14 protein-coding genes are annotated in these 17,961 nt (G+C 71.3%); 9 read left to right on the top strand and 5 right to left on the bottom strand.

Annotated elements, in window-relative coordinates:
• Positions 1-8: 8 nt before the first annotated feature.
• The 5 genes from chvE to ACTG9Q_RS25425 form a co-directional block, all read right to left on the bottom strand.
• Positions 9-1,130, bottom strand: coding sequence for a multiple monosaccharide ABC transporter substrate-binding protein (gene chvE / locus ACTG9Q_RS25445; protein ID WP_455575411.1), 1,122 nt, complete (start codon positions 1,128-1,130; stop codon positions 9-11).
• Between the two features lie 143 nt (positions 1,131-1,273).
• Positions 1,274-2,776, bottom strand: a complete 1,503-nt coding sequence (gene araA, locus ACTG9Q_RS25440; protein WP_455575410.1) for an L-arabinose isomerase — start codon at positions 2,774-2,776, stop codon at positions 1,274-1,276.
• A 20-nt stretch (positions 2,777-2,796) separates the two neighbouring features.
• Entirely contained in the window at positions 2,797-3,453 is a 657-nt protein-coding gene (locus tag ACTG9Q_RS25435; protein ID WP_455575409.1) for an L-ribulose-5-phosphate 4-epimerase, read from the bottom strand.
• The gene (araB, locus tag ACTG9Q_RS25430) at positions 3,454-5,127 is read right to left on the bottom strand and encodes a ribulokinase (protein ID WP_455575408.1); all 1,674 of its coding nucleotides are present in this window, start codon (positions 5,125-5,127) and stop codon (positions 3,454-3,456) included. It lies immediately after the preceding gene.
• Between the two features lie 159 nt (positions 5,128-5,286).
• Positions 5,287-6,345: a LacI family DNA-binding transcriptional regulator gene (locus ACTG9Q_RS25425; RefSeq protein WP_455575407.1), complete on the bottom strand. Its 1,059-nt coding sequence runs from the start codon at positions 6,343-6,345 to the stop codon at positions 5,287-5,289.
• Between the two features lie 300 nt (positions 6,346-6,645).
• Here ACTG9Q_RS25425 and ACTG9Q_RS25420 point away from each other — a divergent pair, with 300 nt between their 5' ends.
• The 9 genes from ACTG9Q_RS25420 (at position 6,646) to ACTG9Q_RS25380 (ending at position 17,961) form a co-directional block, all read left to right on the top strand.
• Complete coding sequence (locus ACTG9Q_RS25420; RefSeq protein WP_455575406.1) at positions 6,646-7,623, top strand: ABC transporter substrate-binding protein; 978 nt, start codon at positions 6,646-6,648, stop codon at positions 7,621-7,623.
• 65 nt (positions 7,624-7,688) lie between these two features.
• On the top strand, positions 7,689-9,221 hold the full coding sequence (locus ACTG9Q_RS25415; RefSeq protein WP_455575405.1) for a sugar ABC transporter ATP-binding protein: 1,533 nt from the start codon (positions 7,689-7,691) through the stop codon (positions 9,219-9,221).
• Entirely contained in the window at positions 9,218-10,189 is a 972-nt protein-coding gene (locus tag ACTG9Q_RS25410; protein WP_455575404.1) for an ABC transporter permease, read from the top strand. The genes ACTG9Q_RS25415 and ACTG9Q_RS25410 overlap by 4 nt, the downstream gene beginning before the upstream one ends.
• On the top strand, positions 10,186-11,166 hold the full coding sequence (gene yjfF, locus ACTG9Q_RS25405) for a galactofuranose ABC transporter, permease protein YjfF (RefSeq protein ID WP_455575403.1): 981 nt from the start codon (positions 10,186-10,188) through the stop codon (positions 11,164-11,166). The genes ACTG9Q_RS25410 and yjfF overlap by 4 nt, the downstream gene beginning before the upstream one ends.
• A gap of 91 nt (positions 11,167-11,257) precedes the next feature.
• Positions 11,258-12,901, top strand: coding sequence for a glycoside hydrolase family 27 protein (locus ACTG9Q_RS25400; RefSeq protein ID WP_455575402.1), 1,644 nt, complete (start codon positions 11,258-11,260; stop codon positions 12,899-12,901).
• Positions 12,902-12,913: 12 nt separating this feature from the next.
• Positions 12,914-14,407: a family 43 glycosylhydrolase gene (locus ACTG9Q_RS25395; protein WP_455575401.1), complete on the top strand. Its 1,494-nt coding sequence runs from the start codon at positions 12,914-12,916 to the stop codon at positions 14,405-14,407.
• A gap of 54 nt (positions 14,408-14,461) precedes the next feature.
• Positions 14,462-15,826, top strand: coding sequence for an AbfB domain-containing protein (locus ACTG9Q_RS25390; RefSeq protein ID WP_455575400.1), 1,365 nt, complete (start codon positions 14,462-14,464; stop codon positions 15,824-15,826).
• Between the two features lie 90 nt (positions 15,827-15,916).
• The gene (locus ACTG9Q_RS25385; protein WP_455575399.1) at positions 15,917-16,969 is read left to right on the top strand and encodes a serine hydrolase domain-containing protein; all 1,053 of its coding nucleotides are present in this window, start codon (positions 15,917-15,919) and stop codon (positions 16,967-16,969) included.
• A 95-nt stretch (positions 16,970-17,064) separates the two neighbouring features.
• Positions 17,065-17,961, top strand: coding sequence for an MBL fold metallo-hydrolase (locus tag ACTG9Q_RS25380; protein WP_455575398.1), 897 nt, complete (start codon positions 17,065-17,067; stop codon positions 17,959-17,961).

Below are 17,961 nucleotides of genomic sequence, written 5' to 3'. Positions count from 1 at the left end.
GCTCACCACTACCTCAGCTGCTCGGCGGTGTAGTAGCCGGAGTCCACCAGCACCTGCTTGTAGTTGGCCTTGTCCACGGTCACCGGCTGCAGCAGGAAGGACGACACGACCTTGACGCCGTTGTCGTAGTCCTTCTCGTTGTTGACCTCGGGCTTGGTGCCCTTGAGGACCGCGTCGGCCATCGCGACCGCGACCTTCGCCAGCTCGCGGGTGTCCTTGTGGATGGTGGAGTACTGCTCACCGGCGATGATCGACTTCACCGAGGCGACCTCGGCGTCCTGCCCGGTCACCACCGGGTGGGGCTGCGCCGATGAGCCGTAGCCGCTGCTCTTGAGCGCGGAGAGGATGCCGATGGAGAGCCCGTCGTACGGGGAGAGCACGCCGTCCACCCGCGAGCCCTGGTAGGTGGAGGTGAGGACGTCCTCCATGCGCCGCTGCGCGGTGGCCGGGTCCCAGCGCAGGGTGGCCACGGTGGCGAAGTCCTTCTGCCCGCTCTTGATCACCAGCGTGCCCTTGTCCACGTACGGCTGGAGCACCGACATGGCGCCGTTGAAGAAGAAGGTGGCGTTGTTGTCATCCGGCGAGCCGCCGAACAGCTCGATGTTGAACGGGCCCTTCGCCTCGCCTTCGCCCCCGTCGGCGTTGCGCAGCTTCAGGCCCGTCAGCAGCGAGTTCGCCTGCTCGACGCCGACCTTGAAGTTGTCGAAGGTGGCGTAGTAGTCGACGTTGGGGCTGTTGCGGATGAGCCGGTCGTAGGAGATCACCGGGATCTTGGCGTCGGCGGCCTGCTGCAGCTGGGAGGTGATCGCCGTGCCGTCGATGGAGGCCACGATCAGCACCCTGGCGCCCTTGGTGATCTGGTTCTCGATCTGGTTGGCCTGCGTCGGGATGTCGTTCTCGGCGTACTGCAGGTCGACCTTGTAGCCCTTCTCCTCAAGGGCGGCCTTGATGTTGTCGCCGTCGTGGATCCAGCGCTGCGAGGACCGGGTGGGCATGGTCACCCCGACCAGGGCGCCCTCGGTCGACTGCGGCGCCTCGTCGGCGGTCTTGACCGACGAGCCGCAGCCCGCCAGCACCAGCCCGGCCGCGAACAGCGCGGCGATCGGTGCGGGCCTGGGTGGAAACCTCATTGTTTCTCCTCGTCCTTCAACGTCGTCCTTCAACGTTGTAATCCAGCGCTGAGCATCGGTGGTCCCGTGGTGCCGTCTTCCAGCGTGTCCGCCTGCGTGGTCGCGCGACACCGTCATTCAGCGCCGTTCGTCAGCGCCGTTCGTCAGCGCAGGCCCTGCGCCAGTCGGTGGTACGCCTGGTTCCAGCGCAGCCGGTCGGCGAAGTCGTCGGTGGTGGTGGCGCCGTCGATGAGCAGCAGCTCGGTGTGCGCCATCTGGGCGAAGTCGCGCAGCACCGACGCGTCCACCGCCTTGCTGAGCACCGTGTGGTGCGGTCCGCCCGCGGTGAGCCAGCACTCCGCCGACGTCGACAACGACGGGCTCGGCCGCCACACCGCGCGCGCCACGGGCAGGTTCGGCAGCGGCTCGTCCGGGGCGACGACCTCGATCTCGTTGGCGACCAGCCGGAAGCGGTCGCCGAGGTCGGCGAGCCCGACGACGACGGCGGGGCCCGGCTCGGCGTCGAAGACCAGCCGCACCGGGTCCTCGCGGCCGCCGATGCCCAGCGGGTGGATCTCGCAGGACGGCCGGTCGGCGGCGATGCTGGGGCAGACCTCCAGCATGTGCGCGCCGAGGATCTTCGGCTCGCCGGGGCCGAAGTGGTAGGTGTAGTCCTCCATGAACGACGTGCCCGCCCCGGTGCCCGCGCCCATCGCCTTGACCGCGGCGAGCAGGGCCGCGGTCTTCCAGTCGCCCTCGCCGCCGAAGCCGTAGCCGTCGGCCATCAGCCGCTGCACGGCCAGGCCCGGCAGCTGGCGCAGCCCGCCGAGGTCCTGGAAGTTGGTGGTGAACGCGCCGAAGCCGCCCTCGGTGAGGAAGCGGCGCAGCCCGGCCTCGATGCGCGCGGCGTAGCGCAGCGACTCGTGCCGCCCGCCGCCGCGGGCCAGCTCGGGGGCGAGCCGGTAGGTGTCGGCGTAGTCGGCCACCAGCAGGTCGATCTCGTCGTCGGCCACCCCGTCGACCAGGGCGACGAGGTCGTTGACGCCGTAGGTGTTGACGCTGACCCCGAAGCGCAGCTCGGCCTCGACCTTGTCGCCCTCGGTCACCGCGACGTCGCGCATGTTGTCGCCGAAGCGGGCCAGGCGCAGGCTCTTCATGTGGTGGTGGCCGACGGCGGCGCGCACCCACCCGTCGATGCGGCCCGCGAGGGCGGGGTCGGAGGCGTGGCCCGCGACGGTCTTGCGGGCGACCCCGATGCGGGTCTGGATGTAGCCGAACTCGCGGTCGCCGTGCGCGGCCTGGTTGAGGTTCATGAAGTCCATGTCGATGGACGACCACGGCAGCGCGGCGTTGAGCTGGGTGTGCAGGTGCAGCAGCGGCTTGCGCAGCACGTCGAGCCCGGTGATCCACATCTTGGCGGGCGAGAACGTGTGCATCCAGGCGATCACGCCGACGCAGTCCGGGTCGGTGTTGGCGGCCTGCATCACCGCGCGGATGGCGGCGGCGTCGGTGAGCACCGGCTGCCACACCAGCTCCGCGCCGATGCGCCCGGACTCGGCGAGCATCCGCTGGATCTGCTGGGACTGCTCGGCTACCTGGGCCAGCGTCTCGGCGCCGTAGAGGTGCTGGCTGCCGGTCAGGAACCAGACCTGGGGCTTGGACGACATGCGGGTTCCCCCTCGTGGGCTCACTGCCCGTAGACGTTCTGGTAGCGCTCGTAGAGGTGGTCGACGTGCGCGGGATCGATGGGCGCGGGCGTGCCGAGCTGCTGTGCGAAGTGGACGGTGCGGGCCACGTCCTCCACCATCACCGCGGCCTTCACCGCCGCGCGCGCGTCGCGGCCGATGGTGAACGGGCCGTGGTTGCGCATCAGCACGGCCGGGGACCGGCTGCCGCGCAGGGTCTCCACGATCCCCCTGCCGATCGAGTCGTCGCCGATGAGCGCGAAGGGCCCCACCGGGACCTCGCCGCCGAACTCGTCGGCGATCATGGTCAGCACGCACGGGATCGGCTCGCCGCGCGCGGCCCAGGCCGTGGCGTAGGGCGAGTGCGTGTGCACGACCCCGCCCACCTCCGGCATGTGCCGGTAGACGTAGGCGTGCGCGGCGGTGTCCGACGACGGGGCCAGCTCGCCCTCGACGAGGACGCCGTGCAGGTCGGTGACGACCATCGCGTCCGGGCCGAGGTCGTCGTAGGACACCCCGGAGGGCTTGATGACCATGAGGTCGGCGCCGGGGACCCGCGCGGAGACGTTGCCCGCGGTCCAGATCACCAGCCCGTAGCGGGTCAGCTCGCGGTGCAGGTCCGCGACCGTGCGGCGCAGGGCCGCCAGTGCCTCCGGCATCTACTTCCCCCCGTCCACCGCGGCCCGGCGGATCGCGCGGAGCCTGCGCATCACGTCGTTGCCACCCCGGCCGAAGTGGTCGTGCAGGTCGGCGTACTCGGCGAAGAGCCCTTCGTACGCCTCGACATTGGCCGGGACGGGGTGGTGGACGGTCTCGCCGAGCGAGCCCATCGACGCCGCCGCGGCGCGGATGTCGGGATGGGCGCCCGCGGCGACCGCGGCGTGCATGGCCGAGCCGAGCGCCGGGCCCTGCGCCGAGCCGATGGTCGACAGCGGCAGGTTGGTGACGTCGGCGTAGATCTGCATCAGGAACGGGTTGCGCACCAGGCCGCCCGCCACGATCAGCTCGGTGACCGGCACCCCCGAGTCGGTGAAGGCGTCGATGATGACGCGGGTCCCGAAGGCGGTGGCCTCCAGCAGCGCCCGGTAGACGTCCTCGGCGCGGGTGGCCAGGGTCTGGCCCAGGACCAGGCCGGAGAGCTCGTGGTCGACGAGCACCGAGCGGTTGCCCGAGTGCCAGTCCAGCGCGACGAGGCCGTGCTCGCCGACGTTCTGCTCGGCGGCCAGCTCCGAGAGCAGCTCGTGCACCGAGAGCCCGCGCTCGCGCGCCAGGTCGTGGTAGCGCGGCGGGACCTGGTTGTCGATGTACCAGGCGAAGATGTCGCCGACCCCGCTCTGGCCCGCCTCGTAGCCCCACAGGCCGGGCACGATGCCGCCGTCGACCACCCCGCACATGCCAGGGACCTCGCGGAGCACGTCGCTGCTCATCACGTGGCAGGTGGAGGTGCCCATGATCGCCACCATCTGGCCGGGCTCGACGGCCCGCGCCGCGGGGGCGGTGACGTGCGCGTCGACGTTGCCGACCGCGACCGCGATCCCCTCCGGCAGCCCGGTCCAGGCCGCGGCCTCGGCGGTGAGCCCGCCCGCGCGGTGGCCGAGCTGCCCGATCGGGTGCTCGACCTTCTCGGCGACGAAGCCCGCGAAGGCCGGGTTCAGCTCGGCCAGGAAGTCCGCCGACGGGTACTCGCCGTCCTGGAGGATGCCCTTGTACCCGGCGGTGCAGGCGTTGCGGACGTAGGTGCCGCTCAGCTGCCAGACGATCCAGTCGGCGGCCTCGACCCAGCGCGCCATCGCCGCGTAGACCTCCGGGGCCTCCTCCAGGACCTGCAGGCCCTTGGCGAACTCCCACTCCGAGGAGATCAGGCCGCCGTAGCGGGGCAGCCACTTCTCCCCGCGCCGGGCGGCGAGGCGGTTGATCCGGTCGGCCTGCGGCTGGGCGGCGTGGTGGCGCCACAGCTTGACGTAGGCGTGCGGGTCCTCGGCGAACTCGGGCAGCTCGCACAGGGGCGTGCCGTCGGCCGTCGTCGGGACCATGGTGCAGGCGGTGAAGTCGGTGCCGATGCCGACCACGTCCCGCGCGTCCACCCCGGCGTCGGCGATCGCGGCGGGGACCGCGGCGCGCAGGACGTCGCGGTAGTCCTGGGGCACCTGCAGCGCCCAGTCCGGCGGCAGGGCGCGGCCGGAGCCGGGCAGGGCCCGGTCGATGACGCCGTGGCGGTAGTCGTGCACCGCGGTGCCCAGCTCCGCGCCGTCGCGCGCGCGGACCACGACGGCGCGGCCGGAGAGGGTGCCGAAGTCGACACCCACCACGAGCGCGTCGGAGATGTTGGCCATGAAGCCACCTTGTCAGGCGGGGAACGTCGGTCCAGCCGAGTGTTATCGTTAACATCGATCGCGTCAAGAGGGCGGCTCGGCTAGGAGATAACTGGTTGGTGAACGTGAACAACGAAGGCCCCGTGACAGCGTCACGGGGCCTTGGGGCTCCCTGGCGTCCTAACGGGACGGCGGTGGTGCCACGCTAGCCCGTTCGACAAGCGCGGGGGCGATGGTGCGCTGGCTCATCGGGCTGATGTCGCCGCTGGTGATCTGGGCGAGCAGCAGGGCCAGCGTCTCCGCGGCGACCGCGTCGAAGTCGGGGCGCACGGTGGTCAGCGGCGGGATGAAGTACGCCGCCTCGGGGACGTCGTCGAACCCGACGACGCTCACCTCGCCGGGCACCGACCGCCCGCGCTCGCTCAGCGCCCGCAGGATGCCCAGCGCGAGGTGGTCGTTGGCGGCGAACACCGCGGTCACCTCGGGCATCCGCGACAGCATCTGCCCGACCAGGTAGCCCGACGCGGCGCTCCAGTTGGCCGCGGTCAGCGGCGGGACCTCGGCGCCCGCCTCGACCAGCGCGGTCTCCCAGCCGCGCACCCGGCCCGCGCTGTCGAACCAGTCCGCGGGCCCGGAGACGTGCCAGACCGTGGCGTGCCCGGCGTCGAGGAGGTGCCTGGTGGCGGCGTAGGCGCCCGCGACCTGGTCCACGGTGACCAGCGGCGTCTCCCGGGTGGGGTCGCCGTCCACAGTGACCATCGGGACCCCCGCGGGGACGTCGGCCAGCGCCTCGTTGGCCGACGCGGTGGGGGCTATGGCGACGATGCCCGCGACCCGCTGGTCGCGGTGGTGCTCCACGGCCGCGGCGATCGACTCGCGGTCGAGCACCTTGACCCGGCGCACGCTCACCGCGAACCCCGCGGCGGCGGCGGCCAGCTCGAAGGCGGCCAGCAGCGAGGACGGGCCGTAGAGGGTGGACGCCTGCGCCACCACGCCGATCAGCTGGGAGCGCCCGGTCACCAGGGCCCGCGCGGCCTTGTTCGGCCGGTACCCCAGCTCCTCGACCGCGGCGCGCACGCGCAGCCGGGTCTGCTCCCGGACGTTGGGGTGGCCGTTGAGCACGCGGGAGACCGTCTGGTGGGAGACACCGGCGAGCCGGGCCACATCCGTCATGGCCGGGTCGCGCGCCACCCGTCCCACCGCCGTGTTCTCCACTGCCTGAACCTCGTCTCGGATCATGACGACACCACTGGTTGTTAACGATAACACCGTTTCGGCCATCCTCCGTGGACGACCGCCAGCAGTGTCCCACTGTCCTGCTCAGACGGTCCGCATTTGGCCCCCACTTGCGTCAATGTGCCGCAGGCCATCAAAGTGAGCGTTAACATTACTGACCCATGCCCGATGTGTCAATGATGCAAAATCGTGCTTTGGAGAGGGTTGACGGGTCGATTGTGAACGCTCACTCTTGCTGCCAGTGACCGCGATCACGCGCCCCGCCGTCCGCGGGCGCCACGGTTCGACCATGGAGGAAACGCAGTGTTGAAAAAGATCACGGCGGCCGTCGGCGCGGTCCTGCTCTCGGCGCTGGCCGCCTGCGGCGGCGGCCAGCAGGGCGGCGAGCAGAACGCCGCCGCACCCGGCGACGACAAGATCACCATGGGCTTCGCCCAGGTCGGCGCCGAGAGCGGCTGGCGCACGGCCAACACGAAGTCGATCCAGGAGTCGGCCACCGCCGCGGGCATCGACCTGCGCTTCTCCGACGCCCAGCAGAAGCAGGAGAACCAGATCAAGGCGATCCGGTCCTACATCCAGCAGAAGGTCGACGTCATCGCCTTCAGCCCCGTGGTGGAGACCGGCTGGGACACCGTGCTGCTGGAGGCCAAGCGCGCCAACATCCCGGTCATCCTGACCGACCGCTCCATCGACTCCGACGACACCACGCTCTACAAGACGTTCCTGGGCTCGGACTTCGTCGAGGAGGGCCGCAGGGCCGGCCAGTGGCTGGTCGACAACAGCCAGGGCGCGGTCAACGTCGTGGAGCTGCAGGGCACCACGGGCGCGGCGCCCGCCATCGACCGCAAGAAGGGCTTCGAGGAGGTCGTCGCCGCCCGCCCGGACATCAAGGTGGTGGCCACCCAGAGCGGTGACTTCACCCGCTCCGGCGGCAAGCAGGTCATGGAGGCGTTCCTCAAGTCCAACCCGGACATCGACGTGGTCTACGCCCACAACGACGACATGGGCCTGGGCGCCATTGAGGCGATCAAGGCCGCGGGCAAGAAGCCGGGCGTCGACATCAAGATCATCACCGTGGACGCGGTGAAGGACGGCATGACGGCGCTGGCCGCGGGCGAGATCAACTTCATCGTCGAGTGCAACCCGCTGCTGGGCGAGCAGCTGATGGACCTGGCGAAGAAGGTCGTCGCCGGTGAGGAGGTTCCCGCGCGGGTGGTGACCGAGGAGGGCACGTTCACCCAGGAGCAGGCCAAGGCCGCGCTTCCCGAGCGCAAGTACTGATCCCCGGCGACCATGGGGCCGCGGTCGCCGGACCGCGGCCCCACCCCCACGACGAAGGCAGGCACATGAGCGAGTCCCCGGTGGTGGAGCTGCGGGGCGTGTCCATCGAGTTCCCCGGCGTCAAGGCGCTGCAGGCCGTCGACTTCCGCCTGTTCCCCGGTGAGGTCCACGCGCTGATGGGCGAGAACGGCGCGGGCAAGTCCACGCTGATCAAGGCGCTCACCGGCGTGCACACAGTGGACTCCGGTGAGATCCGCCTGCACGGCGCGCCGGTCTCGTTCACCGCTCCCGGGCAGGCCCAGGACGCGGGCATCAGCACGGTGTACCAAGAGGTGAACCTCTGCCCGAACCTCTCCGTCGCCGAGAACATCCTGCTGGGCCGCGAACCGCGCCGCCTCGGCCGGATCGATGGGCGGGCGATGCGCGCGCGGGCAGCCGAGCTGCTGGCCCGCATCGGCCTGGCCGTCGACCCGGCCTCGGTGCTGGGCAGCCACCCGATCGCCGTGCAGCAGCTGGTGGCCATCGCCCGCGCCCTCGCCGTCGACGCGCGGGTGCTCGTGCTCGACGAGCCCACCTCCAGCCTGGACACCGACGAGGTCGACGAGCTGTTCCGCATCATGCGGGTGCTGCGCGAGGACGGCGTGGCGATCCTGTTCGTCTCCCACTTCCTCGACCAGGTCTTCCGGATCTCCGACCGGATGACCGTGCTGCGCAACGGAAAGCTCGTCGGCGAGTACGACACCGCGACGCTGGGTCGAATCGAGCTGGTCTCGGCGATGATCGGCCGCGAGCTGGGCGTGCTGGCCGAGGTCGAGCGCCGCGCCGAGCGCCGGGTGCCGGGCACCGAGGCCGTGCTGCGCGCCGAGAAGCTGGGGCGCGCGGGCGCGATAGCGCCGTTCGACCTGGAACTGCACGCGGGCGAGGTCGTCGGGCTCGCCGGGCTGCTCGGCTCCGGGCGCACCGAACTGGCCCGCCTGCTCTTCGGCGCCGACCGCCCGGACACCGGCAGGCTGCTCATCGACGGTGTCCCGGTGCGCTATCGCGGGCCGCGCGCGACGATCGCCAAGGGTGTCGCGTTCTCCTCGGAGGACCGCAAGGCCGAGGGCGTGGTGGCCGACCTCAGCGTCCGCGACAACCTGGTCCTGGCCCTGCAGGCCGCCCGCGGCTGGGCCCGCCCGCTCCCCCGCCGCGCCGCCGACGCGCTGGTCGAGGAGTACGTGGCCAAACTCGACATCCGGCCCGCGAACCCCGACGCCATCGTGGGCACGCTCTCCGGCGGCAACCAGCAGAAGGTGCTGCTGGCCAGGTGGCTGGTGACCAAGCCCCGGCTGCTCATCCTGGACGAGCCCACCCGCGGCATCGACATCGGCGCCAAGGCGCACATCCAGAAGGTGGTGGCCGACCTGGCCGCCGAGGGAATGGCGGTCCTGTTCATCTCCGCCGAGCTGGAGGAGGTGATCCGGGTGTCCGACCGGGTGGTCGTGCTGCGCGACCGGCACATCGTGGCCGAGCTGTCGGGCCAGGAGGCGGGCGTCGACGAGGTCATGGCCCTGATCGCCGCGCACACCGAGCCGCGGGAACAGGCGGTCGTGTCGTGAGGAACCGACTGCTCTGGCCGCTGGTCGCCCTGCTCGCGCTGATCGCGCTCAACGTCGCCGTCACCCCGTCCTTCCTGGAGATCCGGCTGCAGGACGGGCACCTGTTCGGCAGCCTCATCGATGTCCTGCGCAACGGCGCGCCGACCCTGCTCATCGCCGTCGGCATGACGCTGGTCATCGCCACCCGCGGCATCGACCTCTCCGTCGGCGCGGTCGCCGCGATCGCTGGGGCGCTCACGTGCACCTACATCGCCGCCACCGGGGACGCGGTCACCGGGATGGTGCTGGCGCTCGGCCTGTGCGTGCTCCTGGGACTGTGGAACGGGTTCCTCGTCTCCGTGCTCGGCATCCAGCCGATCATCGCCACCCTGGTGCTCATGACGGCCGGGCGCGGGGTCGCCATGCTGATCACCGAGGGCCAGATCGTCACCGTCGACAGCGACCTGTTCCGCCAGGTCGGCACCGGCTTCCTGGTGCTGCCCATCGCCATCATCATCAGCCTGGCCGTGCTGGTCGGCGTCGCGCTGCTGACCCGGCGGACCGCGCTGGGCATGCTGATCGAGGCGGTCGGGGTCAACCCCGAGGCGAGCAGGCTCGCCGGGGTGCGCTCGCGGACGATCATCTGGACGGTCTACGTCTTCGCCGCGCTCTGCGCCGGGGTGGCCGGGCTGATGATCAGCTCCAACGTCAGCGCCGCCGACGCCAACAGCGCGGGGCTGTGGATCGAGATGGACGCGATCCTGGCCGTCGTCATCGGGGGCACCTCGCTGGCGGGCGGGCGGTACTCCCTCGCGGGCACCCTGGTCGGGGCGCTGGTGATCCAGACGCTGACCACCACGGTCTACACCATCGGGGTGCCGACCAACGTCACGCTCGTGTTCAAGGCGATCGTGGTGATCGCGGTGTGCCTGCTGCAGGCGCCGCGGATCGCCCGGCGTCGTCGGCCAGTTCTGGAGGTCAGCCAGTGACCGCATTGGCGCCCGCGCGGCTGCCCGCGCGCTTCCTGCCGGTGATCGCCACCTTCGTGGTGTTCGTGGTGACCTTCGGCGCGGGCTCGATCCGCTACGAGGGGTTCGCCTCCGGGCAGGTCGTGGCGAACCTGTTCATCGACAACGCCTTCCTCATCGTGGTCGCGGTCGGGATGACCTTCGTGATCCTCACCGGCGGCATCGACCTGTCGGTCGGGTCGGTGGTGGCGCTGTCGACCATGATCGCCGCGGCCACGCTGCAGGCCGGGTGGCCCGCGTGGCTCTCGGTGCTCACCGTGCTGGCCGCCGGGTCCACCCTCGGGCTGCTCATGGGGCTGGTGATCCACCACTTCCAGGTCCAGCCGTTCATCGTGACCCTGGCGGGGATGTTCCTCGCCCGCGGGCTGTGCTTCGTGATCAACGTGGAGTCGGTGTCCATCAAGGACCCGGCGTTCCGCGCGGTGGCCACCGAGGTCGTCACCCTGCCGGGCGGGGTCACCCTGACCTACAGCGTGCTCATCGCCGTCGCGGTGGTCCTGGCCGCGGTCTACGTGCTGCACCTGACCCGCTTCGGGCGCACGGTGTACGCCGTGGGCGGCAGCGAGTCCTCCGCCCGGCTGATGGGCCTGGCGACCGGCCGGACCAAGGTCGGGGTGTACGTCGTCAGCGGGCTCTGCTCGGCGCTGGGCGGGCTGCTGTTCAGCCTCTACATGCTCTCCGGCTACAGCCTGCACGGCGTCGGCCTCGAACTGGACGCCATCGCCGCGGTGGTGATCGGCGGGACGCTGCTGGCGGGCGGCTTCGGCTACGTCGTCGGGTCCGTCGTCGGGGTGCTGGTGCTGGGCACCGTGCAGACCCTGATCTCGTTCGAGGGCACGCTCAGCTCGTGGTGGACCAAGATCGTGATTGGCGTGCTGCTGCTCGCCTTCATCGCGCTGCAGCGGCTCATCGTCCGCCGCAACGGCAAGCTCGGTTAGCGCTAACACGAGTACTGCCCAGTAAGACCTTGATTGTTTCAGGGAAGTGTTGTTAGCGTTAACACATCCTGAGCACCCAAGGAGGGCAACGATGCCCGCTCGTGTTCACCGACGTCTCCCGCACATCCTCGCCGCCGTGCTGGCGGGCTTGACGGTGCTCATGGCGCCGCCGAGCCCGCCCGCCGCCGCGGCCCCCGGCAGCCCGGCCGTGACGCCGCCGCTGGGGTGGAACACGTGGAACACCTTCGGCTGCAACATCAATGAGACGCTGATCCGCCAGGCGGCGGACGCGATGGTCAGCTCCGGGATGCGCGCGGCGGGCTACCAGTACGTCGTCGTCGACGACTGCTGGTTCGACCCGCAGCGCGACGCCCAGGGCAACCTGCGGGCGCACCCGACCCGCTTCCCCAGCGGCATGAAGGCCCTCGGCGACCACATCCACGGCCGTGGCCTGAAGTTCGGCCTCTACCAGGTCCCGACCGAGCGGACCTGCGCGCAGCGCGTGGGCACCCACCCCGGTTCCACCGGCAGCGCGGGCCACGAGGCGCAGGACGCCCGGCAGTTCGCCGCGTGGGGCGTGGACTACCTCAAGTACGACTGGTGCTCCCCCGAGGGCACCCGCGACGAGCAGGTCGCCCGCTTCACCCTGATGCGCGACGCCCTGCGCGCCACCGGCCGCCCGATCGTCTACAGCATCAACCCCAACAGCTTCCACGCCATCACCGGCGACAAGTACAACTGGGGCCAGGTCGCCGACCTCTGGCGCACCACAGAAGACCTGCTCGACATCTGGCAGAACGCCAACACCAACAGCTACCCCATGGGCGTCGGCAACGTCATCGACATCAACGCCCCCCTCGCCGCGCAATCCGGACCGGGCCACTGGAACGACCCCGACATGCTCGTCGTCGGGCGGCCCGGCCTCAGCCTCACCGAGTCGCGCGCCCACTTCGCCCTGTGGTCGCTCATGGCCGCGCCGCTCATGGCGGGCAACGACATCCGCACCATGTCCGCCGACGTCAGCGCCATCCTGCGCAACCCGCGGCTGCTCGCGGTCAACCAGGACCCGCTGGGCGCGGGCGGGCGCCGCGTGCGCGACGACGGCCAGACCGAGGTCTTCGCCAAGGCGCTCGCCGATGGCTCGGTCGCCGTCGGCCTGTTCAACCGCGGCGGCGCGAGCACGACCATCAGCACCACCGCGGCGCAGATCGGCCTGAGCGGCGGCTCCTTCACCGTGACCGACCTGTGGACCGGCTCCGCCACCACCACGAGCGGCCAGGTCTCGGCGAGCGTCGCGGCGCACGGGGTCGCCGCGTTCCGGGTCAGCGGCGGGAGCACCCTGGCCAACACCACTTCCAGCCTGCGCGGTACCGCGTCCGGGCGCTGCGTCGACGTCGACAACGCCAGTTCCGCGCCGGGGGCGACCACCCTGGTCTGGGACTGCCACGGCGCGGCCAACCAGCTGTGGACCAGGTGGGCGGGCGGCGAGGTGCGGGTGTTCGGGAACCTGTGCCTGGACGCCGAGGGCGCGGCCACCGCACCCGGCACGCGGGTGATCACCTGGTCCTGCAACGGGCAGGCGAACCAGCGCTGGACCTTCGGCGGCGACGGGACGATCCGCTCCGTCCAGTCAGGACTCTGCCTGGACGCCTTCGACGGCGGGACCGCCAACGGCACCTCCCTCGTCCTGTGGAACTGCAACGGCCAGGCCAACCAGCGCTGGACGTGGTCCTAGATGGGAGCGAGCGTGACAGTCCGTTCCCTCTCCCGGCGCCTGCGCGCGGGCATGGTCCTCGCCACGACGGCGGCCATGCTCGGCACCGGCCTCGCCCTGACCGCGCCCGCCGCGTCCGCCGCCGTGGTCGACCCAGCCGCCTGGTACGTCCTGGTGAACCGGAACAGCGGCAAAGCCCTGGACGTCTACAACCTGTCCACAAGTGACGGTGCGCAGATCGTGCAGTACGCCCGCAACGACGGCGCCTGGCAGCAGTGGCAGTTCGTCGACTCCGGCGGCGGCCACTACCGGCTCAGGTCCCGCCACAGCGGCAAGGTGCTCGACATCTCCGGCGGCTCGACCGCCGACGGCGCGAACCTCGTCCAGTGGGCCGACAGCAACGCCACCAACCAGCAGTTCCGGCTCGCCGACAGCGCCGACGGGCACGTGCGCCTGATCAACCGCAAGAGCAGCAAAGCCCTCGACGTCTACAACTTCTCCACCGCCGACGGCGCCCGGGTGGTGCAGTGGGCCGACCTCAACGGCGCCAACCAGCAGTGGCGGCTGGAGCGCGTGGGAGGGACCACCCCGGCCGGGACGTTCGCCAACCCCATCAAGCGCAACGGCCCGGACCCGTGGTTGCAGCACCACAACGGCTACTACCACCTCGCCACCACCACCTGGAACTCCACCATCACCATGCGCCGGTCAAGGACGCTGGCCGGGCTGGCCACGGCGCCGGACACGGTGGTGTTCAACCTGACCAGGCCCAACGGCTGCTGCAACATGTGGGCCCCGGAGTTCCACCTCGTCAACGGCCGCTGGTACCTGTACTACGTCGCCGGGCAGAACGTCCCGGACTTCAACCCGACCCAGCGGCTGCACGTGCTGGAGAGCGCGGGCTCGGACCCGATGGGCCCCTACAGCTTCAAGGCCGACCTCGGCAGCACCTGGGAGCTCGACCCGAGCATCCTGCGCGTCAACGGGAACCTGTACCTGATGGGCAGCGCGATCGACGGCAGCCAGAGCCTGACCATCACCCCGCTGAGCAACCCGTGGACCATCAGCGGCGCCCGCAGGACGATCAGCCAGCCCACCCTGGCCTGGGAGCGCCAGACCCACCCGGTCAACGAGGGCGCCGAGCCGCTGTACCGCGACGGCCGGGTGATGATCGTGTACTCGGCCAGCGCGTGCTGGGGCCCGGACTACAAGCTCGGCCTGCTCACCCTGACCGGCGCCGACCCGCTCAACCGCGCCCACTGGACCAAGTCCGCCAACCCGGTCTTCCAGCGCAGCGACGCCAACGGGGTCTTCGCGCCCGGCCACAACGGGTTTTTCACGTCCCCCGACGGCACCGAGGACTGGATCGTCTACCACGCCAACGACTCCGCGGGCGGCGGCTGCGACATGAACCGCTCCACCCGCGCCCAGAAGTTCACCTGGAACGCCGACGGCACCCCCAACTTCGGCACGCCCGTGCGGCTCGGCGCCGTCCTCGCCGCCCCCTCCGGCGAACCGGCGAGCTGAGTCCCCCGCGCCGGTGGCGGCCACCGCCACCGGCGCCCTCCCGGAAGGCCCCCCATGCTGCAACGACGCACCCTGCTGGCGGGCGGAATGTCCGCGCTCGCGCTCGCGGGCCTGGCCAGGACCGCCACGGCCGCCCCGGTGTACGCCGGATACGTGATGGGCTACTTCACCGAGTCGCCCTCCCGGACCGCCAACCGCTACGCCCTGCACCTCGCCGTCAGCCCGGACGGCCTGACGTGGACCCCGCTCAACCAGAACAACCCGGTCGCCACCCCCACCGCGGGGACCCGCGGGCTGCGCGACCCGTTCATCCTGCGCAGGCAGACCGGCGGGTTCGTCGTCCTGGCCACCGACCTGACCGGCACCGACTTCACCCAGCAGAACCAGTACATCCACGCCTGGGACTCCGCCGACCTGCGCTCCTTCACCGGCTACCGGCGCCTGCGGATGCACTCGATGCCGACGCACACCTGGGCGCCGGAGGCGTTCTGGGACGCCGCGCGCGGCCAGTACGGCATCGTCTACTCCGCCAACAGCGGCGGCCGCGACGCGCTGTGGGTCAACTACACCAGCGACTTCGTCACCATCGGCGCCCCACAGGTGTTCTTCGACCCCGGCTTCAACGTGCTCGACGGGACGGTGCACGTCGGCGCGGGCGCGAACTACCTGTACTACAAGAGTTTCGTCGACGGGCGCCTCTACGGCGCCCGGTCCAGCACGCTGAACCCCCGCAGCTTCACCACCTACACCCGGGGCGTGGTCACCGGCGGCATCGAGGCGCCGATCGTGGTCAAGGCCAACGACCGCACCGAGTGGCACCTGTGGGGCGACAGCTTCTCCCCCGTCAACGGCGAGCTGTACGCCTGGCGCAGCGGCGACATCAACGCCGACGCCTGGACCCCGCTCACCAAGGCCCAATACACCCAGCCGCTCAACGCCAAACACCCCACCATCGCGCCGATCACCGCCACCGAGCACGCCAACCTGCTCTCCCACTGGGGCGCGCCCGCGTGGCACCGGATCAAGTCCTACAACTACCCCGACCACCTGATCCGCCACGCCAACAACGCCGCCCGCATCGATCCCTACCCCTTCGACCCCCACGCCGACTCCCAGTGGCGCCTCGTGCCCGGCCTCGCCGACGCCGCGGGCGTCTCCTTCGAGTCGGTCAACTTCCCGGGCCGCCACCTCCGCCACGCCGACCACGCCATCGTCCTCGCCCCGAACGACGGCACGGCGGCCTTCCGCGCCGACGCCACCTTCCACCGCGTCCCCGGCCTGGCCGCGTCGTCGTGGACGTCGTTCCGCTCGCACAACTTCCCCACCCACCACCTCCGCCACGCGGGCTTCGCCCTGCGCATCGATCCCATCTCCACCGCGACCGACCGCCAGGACGCCACCTTCGGGATCGGCCACTGACGGATTCACCATTGACAGGTCGGCCGCCGGCAGGTCGGCCACTGAGGAAATTCGGTCGCCGCCGCGTCGGGCCACTGCCACCATTGCCGGATGGGTGAACTCCGGCAGTGGCTTGACGGGCGGGTAGGACGGCACGAGTTCAGCGGTGTCGTCCTGGTGTGGCGCGACGGCGCGCCCGTGTTCTCCTACGCCGGTGGGACGGCGCACCGGGGTCACGGGGTCCCCGTGCGGGAGGACACGCGGTTCGCCGTCGCGTCGGTGACGAAGATGGTGACGGCGGCGGCGGCCCTGAAGCTGGTCGAGCGGGGGGCGCTCGGGCTGCGGCAGCCGCTGGTGGAGATCCTGCCCGAGGAGCACCGGCCCGCGGCCCTCACCGACCGGCACACCCTGCACCACCTGCTCTCCCACACCTCCGGCCTCACCAACTACTTCGACGACGAGGACGAGACCCACGACTCGTTCATCGCGTGCTGGGACCGCGTCCCGACCTATCACATCCGGCGGGCCGCGGACATGCTCCCGCTCTTCGCCGACCTGCCCGCGCAGTCCGAGCCGGGTGAGCGCTACCAGTACAGCGACGTCAACTTCCTCCTCGCCGGCCTGGTCATCGAGGCCGTCACGGGCAAGCCGTACGCCGAGGTGGTCGCGGCGGAGGTGCTGTCCCCCGCGGGCATGTCCGACTCGGCCTTCGACGCCCTCGACGAGGACCCCGTCCGCCTCGCCACCGGCTACCTGCACAGCGACGCGCCCTACGAGACCTGGCGCTCGAACATCTTCAGCGTCACCGCGACCGGCATGCCCGACGGCGGGATGATCACCACGGCCCCCGACCTCGCCCGCCTCGTCGACGCCATCCTCGGCGACACCCTGGTGGGCGCGGACCTGCGCGGGCAGATGACCAGGCCGCAGGGCCCGCCGTCCGACGACGACGAGCAGTACGGCTACGGGATGCTCCTCAACCTCGACGACGGCGAGGTCGCCGTCCTCGGCCACGGCGGCGGCGACCCCGGCGTCTCCGCGGTCGTGGCCCACCACCGCGCGGCCGCCACCACCGTCGTCGTCATCAGCAACCACGACCGCGGCGCGTGGGCGGCCTACCTGGGAACCACCCAGGAGTTCGGTCTGCGCGACCCGCGGGCGTGAGGGCCCGGCGCCGGTCACACGGGCCTGACGCGCCCCTCCCCGCCGGGGCGCATCGCCGGTAGCCTCACGGCGACCGGCGAAAGGGGAGGTGGCCAGTGGGGCTGACCGAGATCGGCGACGGCGTTCACGCCTGGGTGCAGTCCGACGGCACGTGGTGGATCAACAACGCGGGCGTGGTGCGGGGGCGTGACGGGGTCGCGCTGGTGGACACCTGTGCCACCCGCAAGCGGACCGAGCGGTTCCTCGCCGCGGTGCGCGAGGTCGCCGGGGCCGCGCCGATCCGGTTCGCGGTGAACACCCACCTGCACGGCGACCACTGCTACGGCAACGCCCTGCTGCCCGCGGAGACGGCGATCATCGGGCACGAGAAGACCCGGGAGGGCCTGCTCGCCGACACCCTGCTGACGGTCACCCCGCCGGTCTGGTCGCCGACGCCGGAGTTCGGCGTGGCCACTGTCCGGGCGCCGAGCGTCGTCGTGCACGACCGGCTCACCCTGCACCTCGGTGAGCACCGCGTCGAGCTGCGCCACCCCGGCCACCCCGCGCACACCGAGGGCGACGTCGTGGCCTGGCTGCCCGACAGCGGCGTGCTGTTCGCGGGCGACCTGCTCTTCCACGGCATCACCCCGATGGTCCTCATGGGCTCCCTCGACGGCGCGCTGCGCTCGCTGCAGTGGCTGGACGACTTCGGCGCGAGCACGGTCGTGCCCGGTCACGGCCCGATCATCGAGGACTTGGCGCCGGTGCTGGCCGCCCACGAGCGCTACTACCGCTTCGTGCTGGCGACCGCCGAGGCGGGCAAGGCCGAGGGCAAGTCGCCGCTGGAGGCAGCGACCGGGGCCGACCTCGGCGAGTTCGCCGACTGGCCCGACCCCGAGCGCCTCGTCCTCAACCTCCACCGCGCCTACGCGGGCGCCGGGCCCGTCGACCTGCTCGCCGCCTTCGCCGACGCCATGACCTGGAACGGCGGCCCGCTGCGGTGCGCGGTCTGA

The organism is Actinokineospora lacus (assembly GCF_053813445.1).
This window is presented reverse-complemented; position numbering and strand designations above follow the sequence as displayed.